Annotated in this window: 16 protein-coding genes; 8 read left to right on the top strand and 8 right to left on the bottom strand. The window is 62.6% G+C overall.

The window, feature by feature from the left end; all coding sequences use genetic code 11:
* Positions 1-33 precede the first annotated feature (33 nt).
* From QN222_RS11490 to QN222_RS11480, 3 genes are all read left to right on the top strand, one after another.
* Positions 34-813, top strand: coding sequence for a glycoside hydrolase family 25 protein (locus tag QN222_RS11490; RefSeq protein ID WP_283964560.1), 780 nt, complete (start codon positions 34-36; stop codon positions 811-813).
* 241 nt (positions 814-1,054) lie between these two features.
* Positions 1,055-2,266, top strand: a complete 1,212-nt coding sequence (locus tag QN222_RS11485; protein ID WP_283964573.1) for a lytic murein transglycosylase — start codon at positions 1,055-1,057, stop codon at positions 2,264-2,266.
* Positions 2,267-2,398: 132 nt separating this feature from the next.
* A complete protein-coding gene (locus tag QN222_RS11480; protein WP_283964559.1) occupies positions 2,399-3,337 on the top strand; it encodes a DMT family transporter in 939 nt (312 codons plus the stop codon).
* A 502-nt stretch (positions 3,338-3,839) separates the two neighbouring features.
* Here the strand turns inward: QN222_RS11480 and metF are convergent.
* From metF to QN222_RS11460, 4 genes are all read right to left on the bottom strand, one after another.
* On the bottom strand, positions 3,840-4,769 hold the full coding sequence (gene metF / locus QN222_RS11475; RefSeq protein ID WP_283964558.1) for a methylenetetrahydrofolate reductase [NAD(P)H]: 930 nt from the start codon (positions 4,767-4,769) through the stop codon (positions 3,840-3,842).
* 2 nt (positions 4,770-4,771) lie between these two features.
* Positions 4,772-5,794 carry a metalloregulator ArsR/SmtB family transcription factor gene (locus QN222_RS11470; RefSeq protein WP_283964557.1) on the bottom strand — a complete coding sequence of 341 codons (1,023 nt, stop codon included), beginning with the start codon at positions 5,792-5,794 and terminating at the stop codon, positions 4,772-4,774.
* 298 nt (positions 5,795-6,092) lie between these two features.
* The gene (gene ettA, locus QN222_RS11465) at positions 6,093-7,742 is read right to left on the bottom strand and encodes an energy-dependent translational throttle protein EttA (protein WP_283964556.1); all 1,650 of its coding nucleotides are present in this window, start codon (positions 7,740-7,742) and stop codon (positions 6,093-6,095) included.
* Between the two features lie 118 nt (positions 7,743-7,860).
* On the bottom strand, positions 7,861-8,634 hold the full coding sequence (locus tag QN222_RS11460; RefSeq protein ID WP_283964555.1) for a ribonuclease: 774 nt from the start codon (positions 8,632-8,634) through the stop codon (positions 7,861-7,863).
* 275 nt (positions 8,635-8,909) lie between these two features.
* Between QN222_RS11460 and QN222_RS11455 the strand changes: the two genes are divergently transcribed.
* From QN222_RS11455 to QN222_RS11445, 3 genes are read left to right on the top strand one after another with little or no spacing between them, the layout of a single operon-like run.
* Positions 8,910-9,863 (top strand): alpha/beta hydrolase, encoded by a 954-nt coding sequence (locus QN222_RS11455; protein ID WP_284005437.1) that lies wholly within the window; start codon positions 8,910-8,912, stop codon positions 9,861-9,863.
* Positions 9,860-10,813: a DMT family transporter gene (locus tag QN222_RS11450; protein ID WP_283966040.1), complete on the top strand. Its 954-nt coding sequence runs from the start codon at positions 9,860-9,862 to the stop codon at positions 10,811-10,813. The genes QN222_RS11455 and QN222_RS11450 overlap by 4 nt, the downstream gene beginning before the upstream one ends.
* Positions 10,814-10,860: 47 nt before the next feature.
* Complete coding sequence (locus QN222_RS11445) at positions 10,861-12,507, top strand: thiamine pyrophosphate-binding protein (RefSeq protein WP_284005436.1); 1,647 nt, start codon at positions 10,861-10,863, stop codon at positions 12,505-12,507.
* Positions 12,508-12,611: 104 nt separating this feature from the next.
* Here the strand turns inward: QN222_RS11445 and QN222_RS11440 are convergent, their stop codons facing one another.
* Positions 12,612-12,950 carry a TIGR01244 family sulfur transferase gene (locus tag QN222_RS11440; protein WP_283965857.1) on the bottom strand — a complete coding sequence of 113 codons (339 nt, stop codon included), beginning with the start codon at positions 12,948-12,950 and terminating at the stop codon, positions 12,612-12,614.
* Between the two features lie 116 nt (positions 12,951-13,066).
* A complete protein-coding gene (locus QN222_RS11435) occupies positions 13,067-13,909 on the bottom strand; it encodes a DUF4432 family protein (protein ID WP_283965858.1) in 843 nt (280 codons plus the stop codon).
* A gap of 317 nt (positions 13,910-14,226) precedes the next feature.
* Here QN222_RS11435 and QN222_RS11430 point away from each other — a divergent pair, with 317 nt between their 5' ends.
* Positions 14,227-15,603, top strand: coding sequence for a L,D-transpeptidase (locus QN222_RS11430; protein WP_283965859.1), 1,377 nt, complete (start codon positions 14,227-14,229; stop codon positions 15,601-15,603).
* Between the two features lie 43 nt (positions 15,604-15,646).
* Here QN222_RS11430 and QN222_RS11425 read toward each other — a convergent pair whose 3' ends face one another.
* The gene (locus QN222_RS11425; RefSeq protein ID WP_283965860.1) at positions 15,647-15,844 is read right to left on the bottom strand and encodes a hypothetical protein; all 198 of its coding nucleotides are present in this window, start codon (positions 15,842-15,844) and stop codon (positions 15,647-15,649) included.
* A 31-nt stretch (positions 15,845-15,875) separates the two neighbouring features.
* Between QN222_RS11425 and QN222_RS11420 the strand changes: the two genes are divergently transcribed.
* A complete protein-coding gene (locus QN222_RS11420; protein ID WP_283965861.1) occupies positions 15,876-17,165 on the top strand; it encodes an FAD-binding oxidoreductase in 1,290 nt (429 codons plus the stop codon).
* Positions 17,166-17,426: 261 nt separating this feature from the next.
* Here QN222_RS11420 and QN222_RS11415 read toward each other — a convergent pair.
* Positions 17,427-18,158, bottom strand: a 732-nt coding sequence (locus tag QN222_RS11415; protein WP_283965862.1) for a methyl-accepting chemotaxis protein, incomplete at its 5' end; no start/stop codon positions are given.

The following is an 18,158-nucleotide window of genomic DNA, read 5'->3' as shown; positions in this document are numbered from 1 at the left end:
CAGGATCGTCGATCGTCTCGAAACGGGAACCCCATGCGCCGGCTTCTCCTGGCTTTGCTGCCTGTTGCAACCCTTCTTTCCGCCTGCACCTCAACCGACTACGACCTGGTACAGACCGCTTCGATATCGCCGCGGTTCCAGGATACGGACCCGCAGGATTTCGGCGGCCGCAATCCGCATCGTCACAACATCCACGGCATCGACGTTTCCAAGTGGAACGGCGACATCGACTGGGCACGGGTCAAGAATTCAGGCGTCTCCTTCGCCTTCATCAAGGCGACGGAAGGCAAGGACAGGATCGATACCCGCTTCAACGAATATTGGCAGCAGGCGCGCGCCGCCGGAATTCCCTATGCGCCCTACCATTTCTATTACTTCTGCTCCACCGCGGACGCCCAGGCCGACTGGTTCATCGCCAACGTGCCGAAGAGCGCTGTCTATCTGCCGCCCGTGCTCGATGCAGAATGGAACGGTGAATCGAAGACCTGCCGCTATCGCCCCTCCCCGGAGACCGTGCGCGCCGAGATGAAGCGCTTCATGGACCGGCTGGAGGCGCATTACGGCAAGCGGCCGATCATCTACACCTCCGTCGACTTCCATCGCGACAATCTCGTCGACCAGTTCAAGGACTATCACTTCTGGGTCCGCTCGACCGCCAAGCATCCGGGTGAGGTCTATGTCGAGCGCCGCTGGGCCTTCTGGCAATACACCAGCACCGGTGTCATCCCCGGCATCCGGGGAAGCACGGACATCAACGCCTTCGCCGGGTCCGCGAAAAACTGGCAGAAGTGGGTAGCGGCGGTTTCGAGATAGACGGCAATTGTCGTTCAGATTGCTCGCACAAACCCCGCATTTCTTCATTCGGTCATAATGCTCTGAGAGAGCTTCGGCAGACTTCTTGCAGCGCCGGCGTCTCTCGGACGCATAAGGATCGCTGGGGCATTTCGAATGGCTGCCTGTTTCTCAAATCGATGCCGATCTGGGAAAACGGGCATGAGACAGATTGCACGCTCGCCGGCCTGCCGGGGCCGCGCGGCGAAGGAAAGGAACTATGATGACAGGCACGGCCCGCAAAATCCTCCTCACCCTCGGACTGCTGGCGCTGACCGGCACGTCTGCGCTGGCGCAAACCCAACAGCAGACGCCACCCGTGGCCTGCGGCGGTGATCTCGCCACGTTCCTTGACGGCGTCAAGGCCGAGGCCGTTGCCAAGGGTATTCCGGCCGATGTCGCCGACCGTGCGCTCGCGGGCGCCGCGATCGACCAGAAGGTGCTGAGCCGCGACCGCGCCCAGGGCGTGTTCAAGCAGACCTTCACGGAGTTTTCCAAGCGCACCGTGAGCAAGGCCCGGCTCGATATCGGCGCGCAGAAGATCAGGGAATATGCCGAGGTTTTTGCACGGGCGGAAAGCGAATTCGGCGTGCCGGCGCCGGTCATCACTGCCTTCTGGGCCATGGAGACGGATTTCGGCGCGGTCCAGGGCGATTTCAATACGCGCAATGCGCTGGTGACGCTGGCACATGACTGCCGCCGCCCGGAAATGTTCCGGCCGCAGCTCCTTGCTGCGATCGAAATGGTGCAGCATGGCGACCTTGATCCGGCGACGACCACCGGCGCCTGGGCCGGCGAGATCGGCCAGGTGCAGATGCTGCCGGAAGACATCATCGCCTATGGCGTCGACGGAGACGGCGATGGTCACATCAATCTGAAGAAGAGTTCGCCGGATGCCATCCTCACGGCGGCGAAATTCATCCAGAGCCTCGGCTTCAAGGCCGGGCAGCCCTGGATCCAGGAAGTCAGCGTCCCGGAAAACCTGCCCTGGGAGAAGACCGGGCTGCAAGCCGGCATGACCGCCGGTGACTGGTTCGCGCTTGGCGTCGCGCCGCGTGATGGCAACACCGCGAGCAGCGGTCTTGAAGCATCGCTTGTGCTGCCGCAAGGTCGCAAGGGCGTCGCCTTCCTCACCTATCCGAATTTCAATATCTATCTCGAGTGGAACCAGTCGTTCATCTACACCACCTCCGCCGCCTATTTCGCGACTCGCCTTGCCGGCGCTTCGCCCTATCAGGGCGGCAATCCGGAACCCGGTCTCGGTGACGTCGAGATGAAGGCGCTGCAGACACGACTCCAGGCCCTCGGCCACGATGTCGGCAAGATCGACGGCATTCTCGGCTCCGGCACGCGCACCGCGTTGCAGAAGGAGCAACTGAAGCTTGGACTGCCCGCCGACGGCTGGGCAACTCAGGAACTCCTGAGCGCGCTCTGATCGCAACGTTCCGCTTGTCGTCGGACAACCGTGGCGGGCACGAGAACGTGGAACGAGCAAGAAGCGGGTGGCAGCGCCCGCTTCTTTGTATTACGGCTTGCGCGTCACTTGCAGCATGGCACAGGCACGACGATGAGTTCACCGGCAAAGGCGATCAACACACAGATGACGATGGGCAACTGGGCGCTCCTGACCCTGCTTGGCCTTATCTGGGGTGGTTCCTTCTTCTTCGCGCGGGTTGCCGTTGCCCATGTGCCGCCCTTCACGCTGGTTCTCCTGCGTCTCGGTCTCGCGGCGCTTGCTCTCCACATCTACATTCGCGGCCGCTACGGCATCTATCCGGCGCTCAAGGAACGCTGGCCCGAATTCATGCTGATGGGATTGATCAACAACGCCATCCCGCACGCCTTCATCTTCCTCGGCCAAACGCATATTGGCGCCGGGCTCGCCGCGATCCTGAACGCGACGACGCCGGTCTGGACCGTACTGATCGCCAACATGGCCACGGACGACGAGAAGCTGAGCGCCGCCAAGATCAGCGGTTGTTTGTTGGGGCTGGCGGGCACCATCGTGCTCATCGGTCCGAGCGCGCTTTCGGGTCTTGTCGGCCGTTCCACAACCATCCCGCTCTGGGCGCTCGTGCTGCCGGTGCTGGCCGCTGTCAGCTACGGCCTGGCCGCAACCTACGGCAAGCGCTTCCGCAGTCTGGCACCGCCGGTGACGGCAGCCGGACAATTGACGGCGTCGACACTGATGATGTTGCCGATCGCCGCCCTTGCCGATACGCCCTGGATGCTGCCGGCGCCGCCGACAACCGCCGTGTTCGCGATCCTCGGCCTCGCTCTCGTCTCGACCGCCTACGGCTACATTCTCTATTTCCGCATCATGGCGGAGGCTGGCGCAACCAACGCTTCGCTCGTCACGCTGCTCGTGCCACCGAGCGCCATATTGCTTGGCTATCTCTTTCTCGGCGAGACACTGCAGGCGGTGGATATCGCCGGCATGGCGCTCATCGCAGCCGGCCTCGCCGTCCTCGACGGACGCGTCCTGAAGCTTCGTTATTCGACCTGAAAAAGAATCAAAAAAGGCTTCGTCATCGCCCTCCGCGACGCTCACGCAGCATTACACGCGGTTACATTAACCCGCGCGAAGCAATTGTGAAAAAAATGTGGCAAGGAGAAAATCGAATAATTTCCGACGTTTAGTTCTGTGAATAACGCATTGTTACAGTCCGTCTTTCGCAGCGCAGCACAAGTTTCGCTTTCACACGCCGTTTTTTCGCCCTATGTTTTACCGGTCAACGCAGGGAGGATCATCTTATGGGACTTACACATTCGTTGAATGTCCTCATGATCAGTGCAGCGTTCGCATTCGTGGCCATAATGCTTTTTGTCTGAGCAGGGCCGCTGAAAAGTCCAAACCGAGACAAGGACTTTAATTTCCGGAAATCCATTTGCAGCAAGATTTGTCAGGCAGGCCACTCAGAGAGTACCCGGTCAACAGACTGCGATAACAACCAAAGCCCATGAACGCCGATCCGTTCATGGGCTTATCTTTGCTCGAACTGGTGCGTCTACGCGCTCGCCCTGATCGGAAGCTCGACAGCGGTCTCCTGCACCGGCATACGCTCAAACCCGACAAGATCGCAGACCGCCGTGATAAGCGGTGAGCGGTTCATCGTGTAGAGATGGAAATCGCGCACGCCGCGCCGGGCGAGATCGACAATCTGTTCGGCGGCGATATGGGTCGCTTCCTTGAACCGCTCCGCGGGCTGGTCTTCAAGATGGGCGAGCCGCGAAATGACCGCCTCGGGAACCCGCGCGCCGCACAATCCGGCGAATCTCTGGACCTGAGCGAGATTGTTGATCGGCAGGATTCCCGGCACGATCGGAACGTGGACGCCGGCCCTTCGCACCCGCTCCAGATAACGCTCGAAATCATCGTTGTCGAAGAAGAACTGGGTGATCGCCCGCGTCGCGCCGTTGTCGACCTTGCGCTTCAGCATGTCGATATCGGCGGCGACATCCGTGCTCTCCGGGTGCTTCTCCGGATAGGCCGAAACCGAAATTTCGAAGTCGCCACGGGCGCGCAAGGCCTTTACGAGGGCAGCGGCGTTTTCGTAACCTCCCGGAAACGGCTGATAGGCGCTGCCGATGCCGCCCTGCGGATCGCCCCGGAGCGCCACGAAATGCCGGACGCCGAAGGCCAGGAACTCCTCGATCACTGCATCGACTTCGGCTTTCGGGGCGCCGACGCAGGTCAGATGCGCCGCCGTGTTCCCGATGCCCATTTCCCCGATCATACGCCTGACGGTCGTCAGCGAACGGGCCTTCGTCGAGCCGCCGGCGCCGTAGGTCACGGTGACGAAGGCAGGGTCAAACACGGAAAGGTCCGCAACCGTCTGGAAGAGCTGCACCTCCATTTCGTCGGTCTTCGGAGGAAAATACTCGAATGACAGTCTGAGGTTACCGCGCTCAGCCGGATAAAGCGTCCGTGTCGTCATTCTCAAACTCCCCCTGCCTGAACGCGCTGACGCGGCATATCGGCGATGTGATCGGCAACACGCTGATCGCGCGCCAGCCAGATCGTCACTGTCAGTTTGCCCTCGTCCGCGCCCTCCGGCGCGAGGTCGGTTGTTTTCTCCAGCGCGAGGCCAGCCTTCTGCAGCCAGTCGGCCATCGCCTGATGGGAGAAGCCGAGGCGCGCATGGGCATGCTCATGACGCAGATATTCGAGCCCGTGCGGGGCGAAATCGATGATGACGAGCCGGCCGCCAGGCGCGAGCATGCGCGCGGCCTCGGCAATCGCCGCTTCGGGCTCCTCCAGGAAATGCAGCACCTGATGGATCGTCACGAGATCGAAAGCCTGTCCGTCGAGCGGCAAGTTGAAGATATCGCCGTGGCGGATGGAAGCTTTCGTAATTCCCGCCCTGTCGAGGTTGGAGCGCGCCACAGCAAGCATGTCGCGGCTGGCATCGACGCCGATGCCGCGCCGGTAGATACCCTCGAAAAGTTGCAGGATACGACCGGTGCCGGTGCCAAGATCGAGCAGGCTTTCGACCGGTTTCTCGCCGACCATCGCCTTCAGCGTGGCCTCGACATCGCCTTCGCTGACATGCAGCCGCCTCAGTTCATCCCATTCGGCGGCATTGCGGCTGAAATAGGCCTGCGCCTTCTCGGCGCGCTGGCGTTTCAGGACGGCGAGCCGCATCGCATCCTTGGCAAGGATGGCGTCTTCAGCCGCGGCCGCCGCGAGCAGTTCGCGCACCAGCGCGACACGCCCTCCCTCCTGCCGCAGGCGGAAATAGGCCCACGCCCCTTCCTGATAGCGATCAATGAGCGCCACTTCGGCAAGCAGCTTCAGATGCCGGGAGATACGCGGCTGCGATTGTCCGAGAATTTCGGTAAGATCGGTGACGGTAAGGTCGCTGGCACACAGCAAAGCGAGCAGGCGCATCCGTGTCGGCTCACCCGCCGCCTTCAGCACGTCGACCAACGCGTCCAACCCAAGCGTTCCTCGGCTCACCATCGCCTCCTCATCAACACATAAAGATATCTTTATGTGATTTGTGAGAAGTGCGCAAGTGAATTTGCGCACAAAGACAATCGAATGGCGCGGAGAAGATAGGCGAACGGGCGGATGCTACGATCCGCCCGTCCAAGAAGAGCCTACTGCATGTCTCCTTAATCGCAGACGATGTAAAACATCCAGCAATTCAGGGAGCTACAGCGACCTTTGCGCGTCTGATAAGACGCGTGGCGCTTTACGTCTTTGTTTTCATGCATGTCGTGGTCCAAAACCGCTGCACAGTTTTGGGCAACATGCGTTAGCGCGTCAGGCGCTTGTAGGTCACGCGCTTCGGATTGACCGAATCCGGGCCGAGGCGGCGGACCTTGTCCTTTTCGTAGTCCTCGAAGTTGCCTTCGAACCACTCAACATGGCTATCGCCCTCAAAGGCGAGGATATGGGTCGCCAGACGGTCGAGGAACATGCGGTCGTGGCTGATGATGACCGCGCAACCGGCGAAGTTTTCGAGCGCGTCCTCGAGTGCCGCCAGCGTTTCGGTATCAAGGTCGTTGGTCGGTTCGTCGAGCAGGACGACGTTGCCGCCGGACTTTAGCATCTTCGCGAGGTGCACGCGGTTACGCTGGCCACCCGAAAGCGTGCCTACCTTCTGCTGCTGGTCGCCGCCCTTGAAATTGAAGGACGAGCAATAGGCGCGCGAATTGACCTCGTGCTTGCCCAGCTTGATGATGTCATTGCCGCCGGAGATTTCCTCCCAGACGGTCTTGTTGGCGTCGAGCGCGTCGCGGCTCTGGTCGACATAGGCAAGCTGCACGCTCTCGCCGATCCGGAAGGAACCGTCGTTCGGTTGTTCCTTGCCGGTGATCATCCGGAAGAGCGTCGTCTTGCCGGCGCCGTTCGGACCAATGACGCCGACGATGCCGCCGGGCGGCAGTTTGAAGCTCAGGCCCTCGATCAGCAGTTGATCGTCATAGCCCTTGGAAATGTTCTCCGCCTCGATGACCACCTGGCCCAAGCGCTCGCCGACGGGAATGATGATCTGGGCGTCGCCGGGACGCCGGTCGGCGGCCGCCTTGACCAGTTCGTCATAGGCGCGGACACGCGCCTTGGATTTCGCCTGTCGGGCCTTCGGGCTCGAAGCGATCCACTCCTGCTCGCGGCTGATTGCCTTCTGGCGGGTTGCCTCCTCGCGGCCCTCCTGGGCCATGCGCTTGGCCTTCGCCTGCAGATAGGCGGAATAATTACCCTCGTAGGGAATGCCGCGGCCGCGGTCGAGCTCGAGGATCCAGCCGGTGACGTTGTCGAGGAAGTAGCGGTCGTGGGTGACCATCAGCACGGCACCCGGATATTCGCGCAGGTGCTTTTCGAGCCAGGCGATCGTCTCGGCATCGAGGTGGTTGGTCGGTTCGTCGAGCAGCAGGAGATCCGGCTGCGACAGCAGGAGCTTGCAGAGCGCAACGCGGCGCTTCTCACCGCCCGAGAGATTGTTGACGTCGGCGTCACCCGGCGGGCAGCGCAGCGCGTCCATCGCCATCTCCACCTGGCTGTCGAGATCCCAGAGGTTCTGGCTGTCGATGATGTCCTGGAGCTTGGCCCCCTCGTCCGCCGTCTCGTCGGAATAGTTCATCATCAGTTCGTTGTACCGGTCGAGGATCGCCTTCTTGGCGGCAACGCCCTCCATGACGTTCTCGAGCACGGTCTTTGCGGGATTGAGCTGCGGCTCCTGCGGCAGATAGCCGACGGTTGCGCCCTCAGCGACCCAGGCTTCGCCGGTATATTCATGGTCGAGGCCCGCCATGATCCTGAGGACCGTCGACTTACCGGCGCCATTGGGGCCGAGAATACCGATCTTCGCATCCGGGTAGAACGATAGATGGATGTTCTCCAGGACCTTCTTGTTGCCATAGGCCTTGTTGAGCCCGGCCATGTGATAGATGAACTGACGTGCCATAAGGGAATGCTCCGCATCGGAAGGGAAATTTGCCCGCTATGTAGGCGAATTACGGTGGCGGGGCAATCCGCCAAAGGCCTGCCCACACCAATCCCTTCTGGCAAGCAGCCCTCGCGGATCAACCGCGCCCGGCGGCGTCGACGATCCCCTTGGCGCACTTGAACTCGGTCGGCCCGGCCGCCTGGATCAGGCTCTCAAGACCAGCCTTGCCTGCGAGGTCGCCGGAAAGTCCGATGGTGAAACCGGTGATGACGCTGCGGCCGTTGATCGTCTGGCAGCGCATGCGCGCCCGGTCGCCGGCCCCGACCCCGAAGCTCTGGTCGAAGGCCTGCTTGATCTCTTTTTCGCCAATCTCTGAACCGAGTTTGCCGGCAAAGAGAGCCTGCACGGCGGACGAGTTCAATTCGTCGACAAGGCGCAGTTGCAGCCTGAAATAATCGTCCGCCTTTGCAGTCTGGCACGTGCCGCTCTGCAGCCATTGGTGGCGATCGAGGCCGGACTTGACCCCCGGCATGGCGACGAGCAGGCGTGCGGCGGTTTCGTCGGCCATGGCAAGCTTCGGCAGGTCCAGCCAGTCGCCCTTTCGATCGCGCGCCTTGAGCTCCGCCTCGACGCCGCAATAGCTCTTCTTCAGCGGCCAGAGCCCGTGAAGCGAGAAATGCGTCGCATCAAAGCGGTCTGCCGTCTGATCCGCGCATTCCTTGCGGTTCGGTCGCGTCTCGCAAAATCCCGGCTGCCAACTGACCGCCAGCACGTATTGCGTCTTGCCGGAGCTTGCCACTCCCGCCGTTTCGACCGGCGACACCTCCTCGGCTGCGGCAAAGGACGACAGTCCCAGCCCCAGAATGAGTGTCGCAACTCTCGCAAGATTCGTTTTCACCCTCGCCCGCATTTCAAATAGCCTCCAACAGGAAAACAAAACAAGAACAAATATCGACGAATGCGCGAAAATTGCAACCCCTAATCCTCATTTCCGGATTCGTTGTGACCTCATGCGCAACAAGCAACAAGCAGCGATTGCCTTTGCGGAGCAAATCGATTTGATATCGGCCGGTGTATTTTGCGAAGGGCATTTCCGCTGAGAGTGTTCCTTGGTTCGCGCGATGGTGTCCTCGACACTCTCTCGGCGGCACGCAAAGGTCTGATGATTGTTCCCGGGGGCATGACATGTTCGGGCAGGTGAGGACGCATCAAAGCCCGACGGGTGCTACGCTCGGCTGGCGCCATTTCACGGCCTCGACCGAACCGCGGGGCATCCTCATCATCAGCCACGGATTGTCCGAACATTCCGGCCGCTATGCGCGTTTCGCCGAGGCGATGGCGGCAAATGGCTTCCATGTCTATGCACATGACCATCGCGGCCATGGGGAGAGCCGGGCGCCGGACGCCCCGCTTGCAACCTTCGCGCAACGGGATGGGGCGGCCAAGGTGATCGCGGACGTGCGGGCGATGCGCGACATGGCAGTCGCCAACCACCCGGACCTGCCGGTCGTTCTCTTCGGTCATTCGATGGGTGGGCTGATCGCGCTCAACGCCGCCGAAGCCGATCCAGAGCTTTATGACGCGCTTGCCGTCTGGAATTCCAATTTCCGCCCGGGCCTTGCCGGCCGAGGCGGTCAGGCGATATTGGCGATCGAGCGGATGCTGAAAGGTTCGGACGTGCCGAGCCCTCTGCTGACGAAGCTCACCTTCGGCGCCTGGAGCAAGGCGATTGCCGATCGGAAGAGCGATGCCGACTGGCTGTCGCGCGACGAAAGCGAAGTCGCCAAATACGCGGCCGATCCGCTCTGCGGTTTCGATGCGACGGTGTCGCTTTGGATCGACCTGTTCAAATTCGCCTTCGCCGGCGCCCGCGCGGACCGGTTGGCGCGGTTGCCCGCCAATCTGCCCGTCCATCTCGTCGGCGGCAGCGCGGATCCTTCGACGTTCAACGGCGCCGCCATTCGCTGGCTCGGCGAGCAAATGAAAGCGCGCGATATGACCGACGTGACCATCACCATCCATGACGGCATGCGCCACGAGACGCTCAACGAGATCGGCCGGGAGAAGGCAACCGAAGACTTTGCCGCCTGGTGCCTGAAGGCGGTCGATAGAAAGCGCCGACGAGACGGAAAACCATGACCGACCTCTCCCTGCCCAGAATCGCCGCCGGTCACGACCGCGTTTCCTTTGGCCTCACGTTGATGGTCATTGCCGTTCTGATCTCGCCGCTGATCGACATCTTCGCCAAACTTGCGATCGCCACGGTTCCGTCGGCCGAGATCACCGCCGTCCGCTTCCTGCTGCAGGTGGCCTTCATCCTGCCGGTCGTCCTTGTCCGCGGCACCCTCTTCGACCTCACCTGGCGCAAGAGCGCACTGCATGCGCTGCGCGGCGGGCTTCTGGTGCTGACCATGCTCTCCTTCATCACCACGCTGAAGGTGATGGAGGTTGCCGACGCGATCGCCATCTTTTTCGTGGAGCCGATCATCCTCACCATTCTCGGCGCCATTTTCCTTAAGGAGACGATCGGCTGGCGGCGCTACACTGCCTGCGCCGTCGGATTCTTCGGTGCGCTGCTCGTCATCCAGCCGAGCATGCAGGAGGTGGGCCTGATCGCGCTTCTGCCGATCGTCGCCGCCTTCGGGCTCGCCGTCTTCCTGCTCGTGACCCGCATGGTCGCGCAGAACGAGGACCCCTGGTCGATGCAGTTCCACGCAGGCATCTGGGGCGGCCTCTTCTGCCTCGTCCTGCTCTCGTTCGGTGAAGGCAGCGGCTCGAGCGTGTTCGATCCCGTCTGGCCGGAGGGCAATACGTGGCTCTACCTGCTCGGCGTCGGCGTCACCGCGACGATCTCGGGCGTGCTCGGTGTCTATGCCTATCGCGCCGCCGCAGCTTCGGTGCTCGCGCCGCTGCAATATCTCGAAATCGTCTCGGCGACGATCTTCGGCTGGCTGGTCTTCGCCGATCTTCCGGACGCGCTGAAGTGGCTGGGCATCGCGATCATCATCGCCTCGGGTCTCTATATCATCTGGCGCGAGCGTAAGGTGGAGAAGACCGCAAGTGTCGCACCGGTCTCGCCGGCGATCTGAGGTGTCGATAAACGGATAAGAATAAAAGAGCATTGGGAGGAGTTCGGATGAAAACGGGTGGTCAGCTGGTTGTCGAGGCGCTGGTCGCGAATGGCGTCAGGCGCATCTCGTGCGTGCCGGGAGAGAGCTATCTGGCGGTCCTGGACGCACTCCACGACACCGACATCGATGTCATTGTCTGCCGCCAGGAAGGCGGCGCGGCGATGATGGCGGACTGCTGGGGCCGGCTCACCGGCGAACCCGGCATCTGCATGGTGACCCGCGGCCCGGGCGCCACCAACGCCTCGGCCGGGCTTCATATCGCCAGGCAGGACTCGATCCCGATGATCCTCTTCATCGGCCAGGTGCAGCGCGACGCGCGCGAGCGCGAGGCCTTCCAGGAGATCGAATATCGCCGCGCCTTTACCGAGGTCGCGAAATGGGTGGGAGAAATCGACGACCCGGCGCGCATCCCCGAGTTCGTCACCCGCGCCTTTGCCGTCGCGACGTCAGGCCGTCCCGGCCCGGTGGTCCTGACGCTCCCGGAGGACATGCTGACGGAGCCTACCGAGGCGCCTCAGGCCCGCGCCTACCAGCCGGTCGAGAGCCATCCGGGCCGCGGCCAGATCGCCGGGCTCGAGGAACTGCTCGCAGCTGCGAAACGGCCGATTGCTATCCTTGGCGGCACGCGCTGGTCTGCCGAAAGCGTGGCCGGATTCCAGCGTTTCGCGGAGCGCTGGAGGCTGCCGGTCGGCTGCTCCTTCCGCCGCCAGATGCTCTTCGACCACCTGAATCCGGTCTATGCCGGCGACGTCGGCATCGGCATCAACCCCGCACTGGCGAAGGAAATCAAGGAGGCCGATCTCGTCCTGCTCGTCGGCGGCCGTTTTTCTGAGATGCCCTCTTCCAGCTACACGCTGATCGACGTCCCCTACCCCAGGCAGACGCTGGTCCATGTCCATCCGGATCCCGCGGAGCTAGGCCGCGTCTACCGCCCGGATCTGGCGATCGCCGCAAGCCCGCGCGATTTCGTAGCGGCGCTCGGCGACCTCGCACCTGCGGCCGAACCTGAGTGGTCCGCGCGCACCGGGGCCATGCACGAAGCCTATCTCAAATGGTCGACGCCGCCTGAAAAGGGTCCCGGCGACGTGCAGATGGGGCCGATCATGAACTGGATCGAGGCGAATACGGGGCCGGACACGATCTTCACCAACGGCGCCGGCAACTACGCCACCTGGCTGCACCGCTTCCACCGCTTCCGCCGTTATGGAACCCAGGCCGCACCCGCTTCAGGCTCGATGGGCTACGGGCTGCCGGCGGCCGTCGCGGCCAAGCAACTCCATCCGGAGCGCGAAGTTATCTGCTTTGCCGGTGACGGCTGCTTCCTCATGCACGGGCAGGAGTTCGCGACCGCCATCCGCTATCAGCTGCCGATCATTGTGCTCGTCGTCAACAACGGCATCTACGGCACGATCCGCATGCACCAGGAGCGCGAATATCCCGGCCGCGTCAGCGCCACGGACCTTACCAACCCGGATTTTGCAGCACTTGCACGCGCCTATGGTGGCCATGGCGAAACCGTGGTGCGGACCGAAGAATTTGCCGACGCATTCCTCCGGGCACGCGCCAGCGGCAAGCCGGCGATCATCGAAATCAAGCTCGACCCGGAAGCGATCACGCCGACCAGAACGCTGACCGAAATTCGCAACGGTTGAAGCGAGACAAGAGCCGAAGTCCGGTGCTTCTTAACCTCCCTCCGCCCGGCAGGGCAGAGGGGGGTGCCGTAGCGGTTCACTTGGCCGGCGGCAGACCAGTCCCGTCAGCTGCGGATATGCTGCGTCTGCTGATAAACAGCGGTGGAGCGGGCGCCGGAACGGCAATAGCCGAGCATCGGGCGCTGGAACTCGTCGAGTGCATCGACCATGCGGGTCACCGTGTCGGCGGTCACGCCCATCGGTCCTACGGGAATATGCGTGATTTCGAGGCCCAGCTCGGCGGCGCGGGCGGCGATCGCATCGAAGGTCGGCTGATCAGGGGTCTCGAAATCCGGGCGGTGGCAGACGATGGACTTGAACCCGAGCGCCTTGATCTCGTCGAGGTCCTCGACCGTGATCTGGCCGGAAACCGAGTATTCATCGTTGATCTGGCGAATGTCCATGATGATGCTTCCTCTGAACGGTGTTGCCCTGATTTAGGCCGGGCGTCAGGCGGCGTCAATCGCAAGAGCGGGATGAGGAAGTTTCCGCCCGCAGCCGCTCTGGCTATTCCGGTCGATCAGGACACCGCGAAGGCGAGCGCATAGTCGCGCGCCTGGCCAGGCTCGATGACGCCGAGCTCGCCCGATGCCGCCAGCTCCGGCCGCCTTGCCAGGCGATGCGATGCCGGTTCGATGCTGATGACATTGGCGCCGTCGCGCTGGCAGCGCCACATCTGCAGGAACGGCAGCGTGTCCACGCGAAACCGAACGGCAAGCCGCCGCCCGCCAAGCCCCGGCAAGGGCGTAAGCGAAACCTCCGACCAGCCGTCCTCGTCATGCGCCGGAATACAAAAATGGGCGCTCTCGCCCATGCCGAACTGCCAGCCGAGCGATCCACTTTCGAGTGAGGGACTGACGACATGCGTTTCGGGGCCGAGCAGCCGGCCGCCAATATTCATGTGATACATCATCATTGGCGCGAAGGCCGAAGCGCCGACGTTCGTTACGTGATCCTCAAGTATCACGCTTTGCCCGTTTTCGCTCACGGACCATCGACGCTGGACGGCCGCCTTGCCGCCACAGGCAAGATGCACCTCGGTCAGAGCCTCGCAACCTGTGCCGTCGGCGGACATCTCCGCCCGGATGACGGACGTGCCTGCAAGCGAACCATGCAGAGGGTAGCGCCTCCCGTCGTCGCGGCCTTCGACAAGTTCGGGATGGCGGATGTGATCGGGGCCGCAGGTAAAGAGAAAGCCGGCGAGCGCACGATCGATCCGCGGGTCGCCATCGGACGGGATGGCCGAACCCGGAGAAAGGTCCGTGCCATCGACCACGAAGGCGCCAATGTCGAGCGCCGACGAGCGATCGAACAGGAGGTGGCTGGGGACACTGTCACGCGTGCTGCTCAAGGTTGTTTCCATAGGTTGCTCCGGCTGGTGCACACGAATCGGGCGACGTGCAAATGCATGATAAAGCAAAGCAAAACGCCCCGGGCATGACAATTTGCGACTGAACAATCCGGCTTCGTGAGCGTTACCGACACAGACGGAGGACGAACACGGTGCGAAGGATCGATTCCAGGCCCTTCTGCCCTCATTCTCCCCGGTTGAAACCGACGCCAGACCGATCTAGTACGGTTAACCGATCGGTGAGGATGAATTTTAACCAACCGTTCACGATGGATTCACTTTTTTCACATTAACGTCCAAATCGGCATGTACCGCCCGGATCAATCATCATGAAAACAGGTTCTATCGTGACGACTGCGACCCGCACCGGCCTCTCGCTTCTTGCCGCAGCCGGCCTTTTGGCCGTGGAGCTTATACCTGCCTTCGCGCAGGAAGGTTATTACCGCGGCGGCGGTGATGTGATCCTGGTTACCCCGAGCGGCGAAATTCTCGACTATATGCCGGGACAGGACGAGGTCCGCGCGATGCGTGACCGCCGCGGCCGCACTGTTCTCGTCGATCCCTGGGGCAATGTCGTCGCGACAGTGATGCCGTCGGACGGCTACAGCAGAGCCCGTCGGCGGCAAAGCGACGTCGACGTCTATTCGAACGACGGCTATGGCGACCGCGGCTACGGCTATTCCGAGCCCGGCGAATATACGGGCACCGTCCCGGACTACCGCGAGCCGGCCCCAGTCGAGCGTGAGGAGTTGCGGGACAACCTGCCGGGCCTGATCGATGGCAGCGAGCAGGCAGCCTACGATCCCCAATATGACGATCCGCTCAGGCAGCCGATGCCGCCAGCGATCACGGTGAAGGGCAAATCGCGTGCGGAGATCACCGCGCTGCAGGTGTTTCTCGACCGCGAAGGCTTCTCGCCGGGTGTGATCGACGGCAAGATGGGCTCGAACGTCACCAAGGCAATCGAGGCCTGGCAGCAGGCAACCGGCGAGACGCTCGATCCGAACAACACCGAAGACATTCTCGAACGGCTGCGCTTCAACGGCGGTCTGCCGATCACCACCTACACGATCACCGCTGCAGACGCGGCCGGGCCCTATGTCGCGGCGATCCCGGAAGACTATGCCCACAAGGCGATGCTTCCGCATCTGTCCTTCATGTCCACGGTCGAGATGCTCGGCGAGAAGTTCCACATGGACGAGGCCTACCTGCGCGAACTCAATCCGGGCATAGATTTCACCGTTCCGGGTACGATTATCAAGGTCATCAATCCAGGCCCGAACAAGGCGGGCAAGGTCGCGAGGATTGTGGCCGACAAGAGTCGCAAGCAGGTGCTCGCCTACGATGAGGCCGACAAGCTCGTTGCCGCTTATCCTTCGACGATCGGCTCGTCGGACACACCCTCCCCCTCCGGCATCGTGTCGGTCGAGCGGATCGCCTTCGATCCGGGCTACACCTACAACCCGAAGATCAACTTCCAGCAGGGCGCGAACGACAAGATCCTGACCCTGCAGCCGGGACCGAACGGTCCCGTCGGCACGGTATGGATCGCGCTGTCGAAGCCGACCTACGGCATTCACGGCACCCCCGACCCGTCGAAGATCGGCAAGACCCAGAGCCACGGCTGCATTCGCCTGACCAACTGGGACGCCACCGAACTCGGCAAGATGGTCAGCAAGGGCGTGACGGTCGAGTTCGTCGATTGATCCTATAACGCGGCCGCCACGCGGCGAAGGACACGCCCTCCTTTCAGGACCAGTTCCTCGAGAGGGCGCGTGCAGGCGATTTCCTGATCGCAATCTGCGGCCGCCGCCGGGCATTGCACGGCTTCATGACCTCATGAAACATTGTCATGAAAAACTTTGCGACAATGGTTCTATCACTGGCGAAGAGTTTTCCATCACGATCAATCGGTGCAGGATAAAGAGGGGCGTTTTCGGCCTTCATTCCCCACTCCGAAGGCAAAGGAATGTCCGCAATGGCAACGGAGCGTGCTCTCCCCAATCTCTGGCATGCGACGGCACCGGCCGCTCCTGAAACCGGCCCGCTTGCAGGCGAACTGACGACCGACGTGGCGATTATCGGCGGCGGTTTCACCGGCCTCTCCGCCGCGCTGCACCTTGCGGAAAAGGGCGTGAACGCAACCGTGGTCGAAGCGCGGATGATCGGATTCGGCGGCTCCGGACGCAATGTCGGTCTGGTCAATGCCGGCATGTGGGTGAAGCCGGACGATCTGGTGGCAACCCTCGGCGCCGACGCGGGAAACCGCTTGTTGAAAGAGCTCGGCGACGGTCCGTCTCTCGTCTACGACCTGGTCGCGAAACACGGGATGCAATGCGAAGCTGTCCGCAACGGCACGCTCCACATGGCTGTCGGCGCCGAGGGCTTGAAGGACATTGAGGATCGCGAGGCGCAGTGGAAGAAACGCGGCGCACCGGTCGAAGTGCTCTCCGCCGAGAGGACGCACGCGCTGTCCGGCGCGGAGGGCTTTGCCGGTGCGTTGCTCGACCGTCGCGCCGGAACGATCCAGCCACTCGCCTACGCAAGAGGGCTGGCACGGGCGGCGCTTGCCGGCGGCGCCAGCATCTTTACCGACACTCCGCTGGTTGCCGCCGAGCGCCAGGGCGATCTATGGAAACTGAAGGCCGGCCGCGGCAGGATTGCCGCCCGCCACGTCATTCTTGCCACCAACGCCTATGGCGGCCTCGTTGCCGACGTGCCGTGGAAGGCGCATACGCAGGAACTGACGATCCTCCCCTATTTCCAGTTCGCCACCAATCCGCTTCCCGAAAAGGTTGCAGCGCGAATCCTGCCGGAGCGTCAGGGCAGCTGGGATACCGGGCTCGTGATGACCTCCTTCCGCATGGACCAGCAGAACCGAATGATCTTCGGTTCGATCGGCCGGCTCGACGCCATGGCCGAGGGCACGCATCGCGCCTTCGCCGCTCGCTCGCTACGCAAGCTCTTCCCCTATATCGGCGATTTCCGCTTCGAATACTGGTGGGACGGCAGCATCGGCATGACGACCAACAACCTCCCGGCGATGCACGTGCTCGCGCCGAACGTCGTTTCGGTAAGCGGTTACAATGGCCGCGGCATTGCGCCGGGAACGGTCTTCGGACGTGCACTCGCTGACCACGTCATGGGAGACGCCTCAGCCATCCCGCTTTCAGAAACCCCGATCACGCCGGATCCGTGGCGAACCGTGAAATCCGCCTTCTATCACGCCGGCGCGCAGGCAAAGCATTTCGTCGATCGGCGGTTCTGAGCTCCGCTGCTCTTCACCTCCTGCCTGCCGGTTGTTCTCTCCCCCGTCATTCCTGTGCTTGTCACAGGAATCCAGCCGCACCGCGTCGGCGGTGCTAGAGACTCCATCTGGCGCTTTGTACCACGCCGAAGGGCAGCATTGTTGCCTCAGCAACCGCCTCCCTCGACAAGCCAACGTCATTCACGGCGCGGACGCGCCGTGGCTGGATCCCTGTGACGAGCACAGGGATGAGGAGCGTGTGGCTGTCATTCCGGCGGTAATTTAAGCAGCGATCTGATAGCCTGATGCGCCACCGGCACTGCCGCTGCCGGACGTCTTGAAGGCGCGGAGACGTCGTGCAGTCTGCTCGGCCTCAGCCGTCAGCGCCTGGCTCGAGGCGTTCGCCTGCTCCACCATCGCGGCATTCTGCTGGGTGATCTGGTCCATCTGGCTGATGGCGCTGTTGACCTCCTGGAGGCCGGTCGCCTGCTCGGCGGTGCTGGCGCGGATCGCACCGAAGACCGAGCTCACCTCCACCACCTGCGCCACGATCTGCCGCAGCGACTGGGCCACCTTGTTGACCGAGTTGACGCCATCCTCGACCTGGTCGCGCGATTTCGCGATCAACGACTGGATATCCTTGGCCGCCTCGGCACAGCGCTGCGCGAGCGCACGCACCTCCGAGGCGACGACGGCAAATCCCCTCCCCGCGTCGCCGGCGCGCGCCGCCTCGATGCCGGCATTGAGCGCCAGCAGGTTGGTCTGGAAGGCGATCTCGTCGATCACATCGACGATGCGGGCGATGCTCGCCGACGAGGCCTGGATTTCCTGCATCACGCCGATGGCATAGCTGACGACCTCGCCGCCCTGCTCGGCATTGGCACGCGCGGCAATGACGGTCGAATTGGCCTGGTCGGCGCCCTCGGCCGTCTGACGCACGGTGCGCGTCACCTGCTCCACCGCGGCCGCCGTCTCCTCGAGGTTGGCCGCCTGACGTTCGGTGCGTTTTGCGAG

The organism is Sinorhizobium sp. 6-70 (assembly GCF_030124375.1).
In the GTDB taxonomy this organism is placed as follows: domain Bacteria; phylum Pseudomonadota; class Alphaproteobacteria; order Rhizobiales; family Rhizobiaceae; genus Sinorhizobium.
The sequence above is the reverse complement of the archived record's forward strand: the minus strand, read 5'-3'. Positions and strand labels throughout refer to the sequence as shown.